At 55.1% G+C, this 13,275-nt stretch carries 16 protein-coding genes; all 16 read left to right on the top strand.

The annotated features are described in order from the left end of the window. Positions 1 to 139 precede the first annotated feature (139 nt). Positions 140 to 691, top strand: a complete 552-nt coding sequence (locus tag LG52_RS16960; protein WP_044732838.1) for a manganese efflux pump MntP family protein — start codon at positions 140 to 142, stop codon at positions 689 to 691. A gap of 111 nt (positions 692 to 802) precedes the next feature. Further along, a complete protein-coding gene (locus LG52_RS16955; protein WP_044732837.1) occupies positions 803 to 1,255 on the top strand; it encodes a low molecular weight protein arginine phosphatase in 453 nt (150 codons plus the stop codon). A gap of 19 nt (positions 1,256 to 1,274) precedes the next feature. Beyond that, on the top strand, positions 1,275 to 2,564 hold the full coding sequence (locus LG52_RS16950) for a methyl-accepting chemotaxis protein (protein WP_044732836.1): 1,290 nt from the start codon (positions 1,275 to 1,277) through the stop codon (positions 2,562 to 2,564). Positions 2,565 to 2,659: 95 nt separating this feature from the next. Then, positions 2,660 to 3,106: a ribose 5-phosphate isomerase B gene (gene rpiB, locus LG52_RS16945; protein ID WP_023633289.1), complete on the top strand. Its 447-nt coding sequence runs from the start codon at positions 2,660 to 2,662 to the stop codon at positions 3,104 to 3,106. 388 nt (positions 3,107 to 3,494) lie between these two features. Continuing rightward, on the top strand, positions 3,495 to 4,073 hold the full coding sequence (locus LG52_RS16940; RefSeq protein ID WP_044732835.1) for a TIGR01440 family protein: 579 nt from the start codon (positions 3,495 to 3,497) through the stop codon (positions 4,071 to 4,073). A gap of 92 nt (positions 4,074 to 4,165) precedes the next feature. Beyond that, entirely contained in the window at positions 4,166 to 5,404 is a 1,239-nt protein-coding gene (gene glyA / locus LG52_RS16935) for a serine hydroxymethyltransferase (protein ID WP_044732834.1), read from the top strand. Between the two features lie 151 nt (positions 5,405 to 5,555). Further along, positions 5,556 to 6,185 (top strand): uracil phosphoribosyltransferase, encoded by a 630-nt coding sequence (gene upp / locus LG52_RS16930; RefSeq protein WP_011232835.1) that lies wholly within the window; start codon positions 5,556 to 5,558, stop codon positions 6,183 to 6,185. A 365-nt stretch (positions 6,186 to 6,550) separates the two neighbouring features. Next, a complete protein-coding gene (locus tag LG52_RS16925; RefSeq protein ID WP_044732833.1) occupies positions 6,551 to 6,772 on the top strand; it encodes an AtpZ/AtpI family protein in 222 nt (73 codons plus the stop codon). A 4-nt stretch (positions 6,773 to 6,776) separates the two neighbouring features. Then, positions 6,777 to 7,160, top strand: coding sequence for an ATP synthase subunit I (locus LG52_RS16920; protein WP_044732832.1), 384 nt, complete (start codon positions 6,777 to 6,779; stop codon positions 7,158 to 7,160). 17 nt (positions 7,161 to 7,177) lie between these two features. Then, positions 7,178 to 7,891, top strand: a complete 714-nt coding sequence (atpB, locus tag LG52_RS16915) for a F0F1 ATP synthase subunit A (RefSeq protein ID WP_044732831.1) — start codon at positions 7,178 to 7,180, stop codon at positions 7,889 to 7,891. 66 nt (positions 7,892 to 7,957) lie between these two features. After that, positions 7,958 to 8,176 (top strand): F0F1 ATP synthase subunit C, encoded by a 219-nt coding sequence (gene atpE, locus LG52_RS16910; protein WP_011232830.1) that lies wholly within the window; start codon positions 7,958 to 7,960, stop codon positions 8,174 to 8,176. 121 nt (positions 8,177 to 8,297) lie between these two features. Continuing rightward, entirely contained in the window at positions 8,298 to 8,831 is a 534-nt protein-coding gene (locus tag LG52_RS16905) for a F0F1 ATP synthase subunit B (protein WP_197072005.1), read from the top strand. Continuing rightward, the gene (locus LG52_RS16900; protein WP_044732829.1) at positions 8,828 to 9,364 is read left to right on the top strand and encodes a F0F1 ATP synthase subunit delta; all 537 of its coding nucleotides are present in this window, start codon (positions 8,828 to 8,830) and stop codon (positions 9,362 to 9,364) included. The genes LG52_RS16905 and LG52_RS16900 overlap by 4 nt, the downstream gene beginning before the upstream one ends. A gap of 24 nt (positions 9,365 to 9,388) precedes the next feature. Further along, entirely contained in the window at positions 9,389 to 10,897 is a 1,509-nt protein-coding gene (gene atpA, locus LG52_RS16895) for a F0F1 ATP synthase subunit alpha (RefSeq protein WP_044732828.1), read from the top strand. Between the two features lie 67 nt (positions 10,898 to 10,964). After that, the gene (atpG, locus tag LG52_RS16890) at positions 10,965 to 11,822 is read left to right on the top strand and encodes an ATP synthase F1 subunit gamma (RefSeq protein ID WP_044732827.1); all 858 of its coding nucleotides are present in this window, start codon (positions 10,965 to 10,967) and stop codon (positions 11,820 to 11,822) included. Between the two features lie 27 nt (positions 11,823 to 11,849). Next, on the top strand, positions 11,850 to 13,271 hold the full coding sequence (gene atpD, locus LG52_RS16885) for a F0F1 ATP synthase subunit beta (protein ID WP_011232825.1): 1,422 nt from the start codon (positions 11,850 to 11,852) through the stop codon (positions 13,269 to 13,271). The last annotated feature ends 4 nt before the right edge of the window (positions 13,272 to 13,275 follow it).

Genomic DNA, 13,275 nt, shown 5'->3' with positions numbered 1-13,275 from the left:
AACACTTCACCGGTCCATTGTGGGCCGGTTTTTTTTGTCCGCCTGCCCATGAGCCGGCACCTTGTTGGCCGGCCTCGCTTCTAAACCGTCCTGGACGTGCATATGTTAGCAATAAGGCCGGTCCAGGAGGGAAGAAAACATGGGCGCATTCATCGGCGAAATCATCGCGCTGTCAATGATGGCGCTGGCGCTGGGCATGGACGCGTTTTCAGTCGCGTTGGGAATGGGGCTGTTGCGCCTCCGGCTGCGGCAAATGTTTTATATCGGGTTGACGATCGGCTTGTTTCATATTCTCATGCCGCTTGCTGGCATGGCGGTCGGCCGCTTGCTGTCGCGCGAGTTCGGAAGTGTCGCGACATACGCGGGCGGGGCGCTGCTGTTATGGCTTGGCGGGCAAATGATCATCGCCTCGTTCCGGAGGGGTGACGGCTCGCCGCTGTTTCCGCGTGGGGTGGGGTTGCTTTTTTTTGCGTTCAGCGTCAGCCTAGACAGCTTTTCCGTCGGGCTGAGCCTCGGCATTTTCGGAGCGCGGACGATGGTGACGATTTTGCTGTTTGGTCTGTTCAGCATGGTGCTGACATGGGTCGGCCTCTTTGTCGGCCGCCATTTTCAGCAATGGCTCGGTTCTTACAGCGAAGCGCTCGGCGGCAGTATTTTGCTGGCGTTCGGGCTCAAGCTGCTTTTTCTATAAACGGCGGCAGGCGGTTTTCCTTCAGTGGAAAAAAGCGGACTGCCTGCTTTTTTTGCTCTTTTCCCTATGGTATATTGATGGTAAGTCATTGATTTGTGAAGAGGTGGTTGCATGCCATACCGCATTTTGTTCGTCTGCACAGGCAATACGTGCCGGAGCCCGATGGCGGCTGCATTGTTGGAAAGTAAGCAGCTGCCAGGCGTCGAGGTGAAATCGGCCGGCGTTTTTGCGGCGGAAGGGAGCGAGGCGTCGGTTCACGCCAAGGCGGTGTTGAAGGAAAAAGGAATCGAAGCGGCCCACCGCTCCTCGCAGCTGAAAAAAGAGCATATCGACTGGGCGACGCACGTGCTGGCGATGACATCAGGCCATAGAGAAATGATCGTCGAGCGTTTCCCAGAAGCGAAGGACAAAACGTTTACGTTGAAGCAGTTCGTCTCGGGAACAGACGGCGACATCGCCGATCCGTTCGGCGGGCCGATTGAAGTGTACCGGGCGGCGCGCGATGAGCTGGAGAAGCTCATTGACCGCTTGGCGGAAAAGTTGCAAACAGAACAAAGAGGTTGAGAAGTGAGGGGGAACACAAATGGGGGGAACAAGTCATCGATTCGGTTTGCGCCTGAAGCTAGTCGTCTTTACGACAGCGTTGGCGCTGATCACCTATTCAACGAGCGCCTTTTTCTTGTACGTTTTGTATGATCAGTGGTTCGCCTCATGGAACAAAAGCGTGTTCACGATGATCGTGTTGCTCCTTGGCATCTTTTGGTCCGGAGTGCTTGCCTATTTGGCTGCTGGCTGGATTACAAGGCCGCTGCAACGGCTCGAGGAAGCGGCGGCAAAGGCGACGGAAGGGCATATCGATGAGGATGTTCCGTTGCCCTCTTCCCATGACGAAATTCGCTCGCTGGCTGTCGCGTTCAACCGGATGCTCGGCCATTTGCGCGCAGTCGTCGCCAATGTGGAAGAAAGCGCAGCGCGCACGACGGAAAAGACGGCGGAAATGAGGCAGGCGTCCGAAACAGCGTCAAACCGTGCACGCGATATTGCAGCGACCATTGATGACATTTCCAAAGGGGCGGCGTCTTCGGCCGAGGCGATCCAAGAAGCGGCTGCGGCGGCCGAGGATGTGCTTGCCATCGCAGTGCAAGTAAAAGAAACAGCCGAGCGTGCGGAACAGTCGGTATATGGGATGGCTGAAACGCTGAAGGCAAGCCGCGATATCACCCATTCGCTCATTAGCGGCATCGATCAGCTGGCTGACGATCAAGAACGGTCGCGGGCGGCTGTCAAGCAGCTCGAAGCACACGCCAATCAAATCGGCAACATTACGTTGCTTGTCGCTGACATCGCCGAACAGACGAACTTGCTTGCGCTCAATGCTTCCATTGAGGCAGCCCGTGCCGGCGAGCACGGCCGGGGGTTTGCCGTCGTCGCCGAGGAAGTGCGCAAGCTGGCTGATGAGAGCGCCAAGGCGGTCAAGAAAATCGCGGAACTGGTCGGCAACATTCAAAATGAAGTCGCCCGTGTGGTGGCGCAAATGGACAAGCAGGTGGCCGCCGCAAACGCTGAGGCGGCGAAAGGGGAGCGCACGAATGAGGCCATTGCGGCCATGGCGGCCTCAGCCGATGAAGTGATCCGCGCCGTCCATGACATCGCTGAGTTGGCGAAGTGTCAAATGGGGCATATGGAACGGGCCGCGGCGCAGACGCAAGAAGTGGCAGCGATCGCTGAGCAGACGTCCGCCGGCGCGCTCGAAGTTGCGGCGGCGACCGAGGAGCAGGCCGCATCGATCAACGATGTGCATAAACTGGCTGGCGAGTTGGTTGAACAGGCCGAACAATTGCAGGCGGCTGTCGCCCGGTTCCGCACCCGTTGATGCACATGCAAACATGATTCATCGAAAGGAGGAAGGGCGATTCCTCCCTGGCTTTCGCTATCACGGCGAAGCCTAGGGCTCCTCGCCCGAACGTGATGAAAGTCGCTATTGCTTCTGACCATGGTGGAATTCGCATTCGTGAGGAAATTAAAGCGCTGCTTGATGAAATGGGAATCGAGTACACCGATTTTGGCTGCGATTGTGAAACATCGGTCGATTACCCGGATTACGCGCTTCCCGTCGCTGAAAAAGTGGCGCGCGGCGAATTTGATCGTGGCATTTTGATCTGTGGCACCGGCATCGGCATGACGATCGCCGCCAACAAAGTGAAAGGGGTGCGCTGCGCCCTTTGCCACGACGTTTACAGCGCCAAGCTGACGCGCATGCATAACGACAGCAACATTCTCGCGATGGGGGAGCGCGTCATCGGCCCCGGCCTGGCGCGCGAAATCGCCAAGGCATGGCTTGAGACCGAATTTGAAGGCGGACGCCATGCGCGGCGGATCGGCAAAATCGCCGACTATGAAAACAAGCATTTGTAGGCAGAACCAGGGCCGCATCGGATCGGATGCGGCCTGCGAGCCATAAGCGGAAGACGCCGTGCGGCCCATACCGGCTGTGGGCGTCTTGCTTCATGAGGATGGCGGCAGCAAGGACATGTATATAGGTGCAGCGAAAACGTTTACCATCCCCTTGCTGCAAAAGTCGCTTATTTATTTTTCCACGGTCGGGCATGTCCTTCTCTTTGTTTGAGAACTGTCGATTGAGGGGAAACGGTTGTTTTTTCATCAGCCTTCTAGGAAAACGCCATATTCGTGAGCATCGCAGGCATCCCCGGAGCTGGACTCGGTTTTGACGAATCACCGTCGAAAGTGCCAGTGTTCGTCAACGGCAGCGTGGATAAAAACGAACGAAGGAGGGGAATAGGACATGGATGCACGATTGACTGAATGGCGCCAGCAATGGCAAGGCATCTTGCATGAGTTTCGCCGACAGGTGCCGCTTGGTCGCGGCGATGTCGTTGTGATCGGCTGCAGCACGAGCGAGGTGCTTGGCGAGCGGATCGGCACGGCCGGGTCGATGGACGTTGCGGCCATGCTGTTTGCCGAGCTTGACGCATGGCGGCGTGAAACCGGCATTGCGCTTGCGTTTCAATGCTGCGAACATTTGAACCGGGCGCTCGTCGTCGAGCGGGAAACCGCCAAAGCTCACGGGTTGGAGATCGTCTCGGTCGTTCCGGTGCCGAAAGCGGGCGGGGCGATGGCTGCCTACGCTTACCGAAAGCTCGCCGACCCGGTCGTCGTCGAAACGGTTCGCGCCGATGCCGGCATCGACATCGGCCATACGCTCATCGGCATGCATTTGAAGCCGGTCGTCGTTCCCGTACGTGTTTCGGTGAAGCACATTGGATCGGCGTGCGTGACGCTGGCGAAAACGCGGCCGAAGCTGATCGGCGGCTCCCGCGCGGTCTACTCGTTGGAAAATCCGAATGATTCCTGTTCTTTCTAGCGATTTCATTCATTTTTTCTTTGAATTTGCCTAGCTGAAGCTGATAAAATAAAAACGAATATTCACTGATTTCGCATAAGGGGGAGCTATTGATGAATTACTTGCCACAACAAGATCCGCAAGTGTTCGCCGCCATTGAACAAGAGCGGAAGCGGCAGCACGCCAAAATCGAACTGATTGCGTCCGAAAATTTCGTCAGCCGCGCGGTGATGGAAGCGCAAGGGTCGGTGTTGACGAACAAATATGCCGAAGGCTATCCGGGCCGCCGCTACTACGGCGGTTGTGAATATGTCGACATCGTCGAAGATTTGGCGCGCGAGCGGGCGAAGCAATTGTTCGGAGCGGAGCATGCGAACGTCCAGCCGCATTCCGGGGCGCAGGCGAATATGGCCGTCTATTTCACCGTTTTGGAGCACGGCGACACGGTGCTTGGCATGAACTTGTCGCACGGCGGTCATTTGACGCATGGCAGCCCGGTCAATTTCAGCGGCATTCAGTACAACTTCGTCGAATACGGCGTCGACCCGGAAACGCATGTCATTGACTATGACGACGTGCGCGAAAAAGCGCGCCTTCACCGACCGAAGTTGATCGTCGCCGGCGCGAGCGCCTATCCGCGCATCATCGACTTCGCCAAGTTCCGCGAGATTGCCGATGAAGTCGGCGCCTATTTAATGGTTGACATGGCCCATATTGCCGGTCTTGTTGCGGCAGGTCTTCATCCGAATCCGGTGCCGTACGCCCATTTTGTCACGACGACGACGCACAAAACGTTGCGCGGCCCGCGCGGCGGGATGATTTTATGCCAAGAACAGTTCGCCAAACAAATCGACAAAGCGATTTTCCCTGGCATTCAAGGCGGCCCGCTTATGCATGTCATCGCCGCGAAAGCCGTCGCGCTCGGCGAGGCGCTGCAAGACGACTTTAAAGTGTACGCGAAACGCGTCATCGAGAACGCAAAACGGCTCGCCGCTGCCTTGCAAAACGAAGGATTTACCCTCATTTCCGGCGGCACGGACAACCATTTGCTGCTTGTCGACTTGCGCCCGCAGCAGCTGACCGGGAAAACGGCGGAGAAAGTGCTCGATGAGGTCGGGATTACGGTCAACAAAAACACGATTCCGTATGATCCGGAAAGCCCGTTTGTCACAAGCGGCATCCGCATCGGCACGGCCGCGGTCACGACGCGCGGCTTCGGATTGGAAGAGATGGACGAAATCGCCGCCATCATCGGCCTTGTGCTGAAAAATGCCGGCAGCGAACAAGCGCTTGAGGAAGCGCGCCAACGCGTCACCGCTTTGACGGAAAAATTTCCGCTCTATCAAGACTAAGCGCCGCCGCTTCGTCCGAAACCGTACGGTGCACCGCCTCCGGACTTGGCGGTGCGCCTTTTTCCGTTCGTTCGGCAGTTGAACGGGCGCTCGTTTTCCAGTAGAATGTATAGAAGTGCAGCGCATACATACGAAAGAGGAGAGTTGGTCCATGGGAAAAGTGTACGTCTTTGATCATCCGCTCATCCAGCATAAATTGACCTACATCCGCGACAAGAATACGGGCACGAAAGAATTTCGCGAGCTTGTCGACGAGGTGGCGACGTTGATGGCGTTTGAAATTACACGCGATCTGCCGCTTGAGGAAGTCGAAATCGAAACCCCCGTCAGCAAAGCCAGAGCGAAAGTGATCGCAGGCAAAAAACTGGGCGTCATTCCGATTTTGCGCGCCGGCATCGGCATGGTCGACGGCATCTTAAAGCTCATCCCGGCGGCGAAAGTCGGCCATATCGGCTTGTACCGCGATCCCCAAACATTAAAGCCAGTCGAATATTACGTCAAGCTCCCGAGCGATGTCGAAGAGCGCGACTTTATCATCGTCGACCCGATGCTTGCAACCGGCGGATCGGCGGTGGCGGCGATCGATGCGCTGAAAAAGCGGGGGGCGAAAAGCATTAAATTTATGTGCCTGATCGCGGCGCCGGAAGGGGTCAAAGCGGTGGAGACGGCTCACCCGGATGTGGACATTTACATCGCTGCCCTTGATGAACGGTTGAACGACCACGGCTATATTGTCCCTGGTCTCGGCGACGCCGGCGATCGGCTGTTTGGCACAAAATAACGGTTGCAAGACGCCCCGCTCCGCGCGGGGCTCGCATTCCATCGAGCGGCGGAGAGGGTGCCTTGCCCATGCGTCAGTTAAGCGTTTGCATCGAATAGGCCGCGGCAGAAAGATGGCGCTGAGAAACCGTTCCGTTTGCAAGACCAAGTATACAGGATAATGAAAAGGAAAATAGGCTAAAAATAAAATATATCATTATACATCATCATTGTGAGAGGAAAATGAGAAATTGTCACAAATTATTAATATTTGCCCTATGTGAATGAGGTTTTACGTGGAAACACATTGACATTGACCAGGCCGTATTGTATCCTTTACAAGGGGTAGATTGAGAAGGTTTTCATTATGTTAAAGGGTGTGTTGGCATGTCCCCAAAACAGCGCCACCCGTTTCAAGCCATGGCATTGATGTCCGCCATCGTCTCCCAACTTGTCGGTTCCATTTTAGTCGGCGTTTTCGGAGGGAGATGGATCGATGATCGATTTGGCACCGAGCCGATCTTTTTGATCGTCGGCCTCTTGCTCGGACTGGCGGCCGGCGTGTACAGCATGCTGCGCTTAATTCACCAATATTTCTCTGGGGAGTAATAAAATGGAAAACCTTCAAATGCTGTTTTGGCGGCAAGTTCGGTACATATTGTATTTGCTCGCCATCTATACGCTCGGCTTTGGGTTTACGCCGTATAAAACCGTTTTTCTCAGCTTGATTCTCGGCACATCGATCAGCCTCCTCATGGTTTGGAACTTAACCTGGAAAATCGAAAAATTCGGACAAGCGGTAGCGGCGCGGAAAAAAGTGCGCACATTAGGCACCTTGTCGCGTTTGGCGCTTGCCGCATTGACCGCTGTTATTGTTCTGACGCATCCGCAACATTTCGATATCGTGCCAACCGTTTTGGGATTAATGACATCCTACATTGTCATTATAATAGATTTCTTCTTTCAAAAATGGAAAAACGACAAGCTGCACGTATGAAAGCGAGGTGAGAGAGGATGGAGCATAAAGCGCCGCTTGTCGAATTTTTAGGCCTTACGTTTAATTTATCAGATATGTTGATGATTACGATCACGAGCTTGATCGTGTTCATCATTGCTGTTGCGGCTACTCGCTCGCTTCAGCTGCGCCCGACGGGAATGCAAAACTTTATTGAATGGGTCTTTGACTTTGTCAGAGGCATCATTAACAGCACGATGGATTGGCAAACGGGCGGCCGCTTTTTGACGCTGGGCGTCACGCTCATCATGTATGTGTTTGTGGCCAATATGCTTGGACTGCCGTTTTCCGTCCATGTAAACGGTGAACTTTGGTGGAAATCGCCGACCGCGGATGCGACCGTTACGTTGACGCTGGCGGTGATGGTCGTCGCCCTCACCCACTACTATGGCGTCAAAATGAAAGGGGCGTCCGAATATTTGCGCGATTACACCCGTCCAGTCGCCTGGTTGTTCCCGCTCAAAATCATCGAAGAGTTTGCCAACACGCTGACGCTCGGTTTGCGTCTTTTCGGGAACATTTACGCCGGGGAAATTTTGCTTGGCTTGCTCGCCAGCCTTGGCACGAACTACGGTGTGCTTGGCGCTGTTGGCGCAGCCATTCCGATGATGGTGTGGCAAGCGTTCAGCATTTTTGTCGGCTCTATTCAGGCGTTCATTTTTACGATGCTAACCATGGTTTATATGGCACATAAGGTCAGTCATGACCATTGAGCATTCCTTTCATTAAGAGTAAGACTTGAAACATTACTTTAACATTGCGAAGGAGGATCTATCAACATGAGTTTGGGTGTACTTGCAGCTGCGATTGCGGTAGGTTTGGGGGCGTTGGGCGCCGGCATCGGCAACGGGTTGATCGTCAGCCGTACCATCGAAGGGATTGCCCGTCAACCGGAATTGCGTCCGGTTTTGCAAACGACGATGTTCATCGGGGTTGCATTGGTTGAGGCGCTTCCGATCATCGGTGTCGTCTTCTCGTTCATTTACTTAGGTCGATAAGAAATCGATAATGGAAAGTGATGGCGAAGTTCGTGTCAACGATCACCTTCGCCATTCCTTTATGTGCAATTTTGCGAGATCGCCTTGGTGCGACAGCTGTCGAAAGGAGTGAAACGCGGTGTTGTGGAAGGCAAACGTATGGGTGCTCGGCGAAGCGGCGCATGGCATCAGCGGCGGCACGATTATTTACCAATTGCTGATGTTCATCATTTTGCTGGCCTTGCTGCGCAAATTCGCTTGGCAGCCGTTAATGAATATCATGAAACAACGTGAAGAACATATCGCGAACGAAATTGACCAAGCGGAAAAACGCCGTCAAGAAGCAGAAAAACTTCTTGAAGAACAGCGCGAACTGATGAAGCAGTCGCGCCAAGAAGCGCAAGCGCTCATTGAAAACGCGCGCAAGCTGGCTGAAGAGCAGAAAGAACAAATTGTCGCCTCGGCCCGTGCGGAAGCGGAACGGGTGAAAGAAGCGGCGAAAAAAGAAATCGAGCGTGAAAAAGAACAGGCGATGGCGGCGCTCCGTGAACAAGTGGCCTCGTTGTCTGTCTTGATCGCTTCAAAAGTGATTGAAAAAGAGCTGACCGAGCAAGATCAACGCAAGCTGATCGAAGCGTACATCAAAGACGTTGAAGAGGTAGGAGGAGCGCGATGAACCAAGAAGTGATCGCCAAACGGTACGCGTCCGCTTTGTTCCAAATCGCGCTCGAACAAGGACAGCTTGATCGAATCGAAGAAGATGTTCGCGCCGTGCGCCAGGCGTTGGCGGAAAACGGCGAGTTTTTATCGCTTCTTTCGTATCCGAAACTTTCCTTGGATCAGAAAAAAGCGCTCATCCGTGAAGCGTTCGCCGGTGTGTCCACCCCGGTGCAAAACACGCTTCTCCTTCTTCTGGAGCGCCATCGTTTCGGCCTTGTGCCTGAGCTGGCAGAACAATTTCTCGCCCTCGTCGACGATGCGCGCGGCATCGCCAAGGCGGCCGCCTATTCGGCGCGGCCGTTGACGGATGAAGAACTGCGGGCGCTTTCCGACGTCTTTGCTCAAAAAGTCGGCAAACAGACGCTTGAGATTGAAAATATCATCGATCCGGAACTCATCGGCGGCGTGAAGCTGCGTATCGGCAACCGCATTTACGATGGCAGCGTCAGCGGGCAGCTTGAACGGATCCGGCGGCAGCTGATCGGCTAACATTTGAAGACAGGGGTGAAAGGCATGAGCATTCGAGCGGAAGAAATCAGCGCGCTCATTAAGCAGCAGATCGAAAACTATGAATCGCAAATCCAAGTGAGCGACGTCGGCACCGTCATCCAAGTCGGCGACGGGATCGCGCGCGCTCATGGGCTCGATAACGTCATGTCCGGGGAGCTCGTCGAGTTTGCCAACGGCGTCATGGGCATGGCGTTGAACTTGGAAGAAAACAACGTCGGTATCGTTATTTTAGGACCGTACACCGGCATTAAAGAAGGCGATGAAGTGCGCCGCACGGGCCGGATCATGGAAGTGCCGGTCGGGGAAGCGCTCATCGGCCGCGTCGTCAACCCGCTCGGCCAGCCGGTTGACGGCTTGGGACCGGTGGAAACGACGGAGACGCGTCCGATTGAAAGCCGTGCGCCGGGCGTTATGGACCGGAGATCGGTGCATGAGCCGCTGCAAACCGGGATTAAAGCGATCGACGCGCTCGTGCCGATCGGCCGCGGCCAGCGCGAGCTCATCATCGGCGACCGGCAAACCGGGAAAACATCGGTGGCCATTGACACGATCATCAACCAAAAAGACCAAAACATGATTTGTATTTACGTCGCCATCGGGCAAAAAGAATCGACAGTCCGCACCGTTGTGGAGACGCTCCGCAAACATGGCGCGCTCGACTATACGATCGTCGTCACCGCCTCGGCGTCGCAGCCGGCTCCGCTCTTGTTCTTGGCGCCGTATGCCGGTGTGGCGATGGGCGAGTATTTCATGTATAAAGGCCAACACGTGTTGGTAGTCTATGACGATTTGTCGAAACAAGCGGCGGCGTACCGTGAATTGTCGCTCTTGCTTCGCCGTCCGCCGGGCCGTGAAGCGTATCCAGGGGATATTTTCTACTTGCACTCCCGCCTGCTTGAGCGCGCAGCGAAATTGAGCGATGCCAAAGGCGGCGGTTCGTTGACCGCGCTTCCGTTCGTCGAAACGCAAGCGGGCGACATCTCCGCGTACATTCCGACGAACGTCATCTCGATTACGGACGGACAAATTTTCTTGCAATCGGACTTGTTCTTCTCCGGCGTCCGCCCGGCGATCAACGCGGGGTTGTCCGTTTCGCGCGTCGGTGGGGCGGCGCAAATTAAGGCGATGAAAAAAGTAGCCGGGACGCTTCGTTTGGACTTGGCCGCTTACCGTGAGCTCGAAGCGTTCGCCCAATTCGGCTCCGACCTCGACAAGGCGACGCAAGCGAAACTCGCCCGCGGGGCGCGCACGGTCGAAGTGCTGAAGCAAGATTTGCATCAGCCGATTCCGGTCGAAAAACAAGTATTGATCATCTACGCGTTGACGCGCGGCTTTTTGGATGACATTCCGGTTGAAGATGTACGCCGGTTTGAAAAAGAGTTTTACTTGTGGCTCGACCAAAACGGCCAGCACTTGCTTGACCACATCCGCACGACGAAAGACCTTCCGAACGAGGAAGACATCAACAAAGCGATCGAAGCGTTCAAGAAAACGTTTGTCGTTTCACAATAAGGCCGGCGGGGGCATATCGCCCCCTCTCGCCTGTTAGAACCCGTGCAGCAAAAAGGTGGTGAAACCTTTGGCATCGTTACGCGATATTAAAACGCGCATCAACGCGACGAAGAAGACGAGTCAAATTACAAAAGCGATGGAAATGGTCTCGACGTCGAAGCTGAACCGCGCGGAGCAAAACGCGAAATCGTTCGTTCCATACATGGAAAAAATCCAAGAAGTCGTGGCCAATGTGGCGCTTGGCGCCGGCGGCGCTTCGCACCCGATGCTCGTTTCGCGCCCTGTGAAAAAGACCGGGTATCTCGTGATCACATCGGATCGCGGCCTGGCTGGCGCGTACAACAGCAACGTGCTGCGCCTCGTGTACCAAACGATCCAAAAACGCCATGCGTCTCCGGACGAATATGCGATCATCGTCATCGGCCGCGTCGGGTTGAGCTTTTTCCGCAAGCGGAACATGCCCGTCATTCTCGACATCACCCGCTTGCCGGACCAGCCGTCGTTTGCCGATATTAAAGAAATCGCCCGCCAAACAGTTGGGTTATTCGCCAACGGTACGTTTGACGAGCTGTATATGTATTACAACCATTACGTGAGCGCGATCCAGCAAGAGGTGACGGAACGGAAGCTTCTGCCGCTCACCGACTTGGCGGAGAATAAGCAGCGCACGGTGTACGAATTTGAACCGTCGCAAGAAGAAATTTTGGACGTCTTGTTGCCGCAGTATGCGGAAAGCCTCATTTACGGCGCATTGCTCGATGCAAAAGCAAGCGAACACGCCGCCCGCATGACGGCGATGAAGAACGCAACGGACAATGCGAACGAGCTCATTCGCACATTGACGCTTTCCTACAACCGCGCTCGCCAAGCGGCGATTACGCAAGAAATTACGGAAATTGTCGCCGGAGCAAACGCCTTGCAATAGCGGACTAGCAAGTTAGGAGGGAAAACGATGACAAGAGGACGCGTTATCCAAGTCATGGGTCCGGTTGTAGACGTCAAGTTCGAAAACGGCCATTTGCCGGCGATCTACAACGCCCTGAAAATTCAACATAAAGCGCGCAACGAAAACGAAGTCGACATCGACTTGACATTGGAAGTCGCCTTGCATCTTGGCGACGATACGGTACGGACGATCGCGATGGCGTCCACAGACGGCCTTATCCGCGGCATGGAAGTCATTGACACCGGTGCGCCGATTTCGGTGCCGGTCGGCGAAGTGACGCTTGGCCGCGTGTTCAACGTCTTAGGCGAGCCGATCGACTTGGAAGGCGACATTCCGGCTGACGCCCGCCGCGACCCGATTCACCGTCCGGCGCCAAAATTCGAAGAACTGGCGACCGAAGTCGAAATTTTGGAAACGGGAATTAAAGTCGTTGACTTGCTTGCGCCGTACATTAAAGGCGGCAAGATCGGCTTGTTCGGCGGCGCTGGCGTAGGGAAAACGGTCTTGATCCAAGAGCTGATCCACAACATCGCCCAAGAGCACGGCGGGATTTCCGTCTTCGCTGGCGTCGGCGAACGGACGCGTGAAGGAAACGACTTGTATCATGAGATGAAAGATTCCGGCGTCATCAGCAAAACAGCTATGGTGTTCGGGCAAATGAACGAGCCGCCGGGCGCGCGGATGCGCGTCGCGTTGACCGGCTTGACGATGGCTGAATACTTCCGCGATGAGCAAGGTCAAGACGTGTTGCTCTTTATCGACAACATTTTCCGCTTCACGCAGGCTGGTTCGGAAGTATCGGCGCTGTTAGGCCGCATGCCGTCGGCCGTTGGTTACCAACCGACATTGGCGACGGAGATGGGTCAATTGCAAGAGCGGATCACGTCGACGGCGAAAGGCTCGATCACCTCGATCCAAGCGATTTACGTCCCGGCTGACGACTATACCGACCCGGCTCCGGCGACGACGTTCTCGCACTTGGATGCCACAACCAACCTTGAGCGGAAGCTTGCCGAGATGGGGATTTATCCGGCCGTTGACCCGCTCGCTTCGACATCGCGCGCGTTGGCGCCGGAAATCGTCGGCGAGGAGCATTACCAAGTCGCCCGCAAAGTGCAGCAAACGCTGCAACGTTATAAAGAATTGCAAGACATCATCGCCATCTTGGGGATGGACGAACTGTCGGATGAAGATAAACTCGTCGTTCACCGCGCCCGCCGCATCCAGTTCTTCTTGTCGCAAAACTTCCACGTGGCGGAGCAGTTCACAGGCCAACCGGGCTCCTACGTGCCGGTGAAAGAAACGGTGCGCGGCTTTAAAGAAATTTTGGAAGGCAAATACGACCATCTTCCGGAAGATGCGTTCCGCTTAGTCGGCCGCATTGAAGAAGTCGTTGAAAAAGCGAAAGCGATGGGTGTCGAAGTGTGACCCG

The sequence above is a fragment of the Geobacillus kaustophilus genome (assembly GCF_000948285.1).
Lineage (GTDB): Bacteria > Bacillota > Bacilli > Bacillales > Anoxybacillaceae > Geobacillus > Geobacillus thermoleovorans_A.
This window is presented reverse-complemented; position numbering and strand designations above follow the sequence as displayed.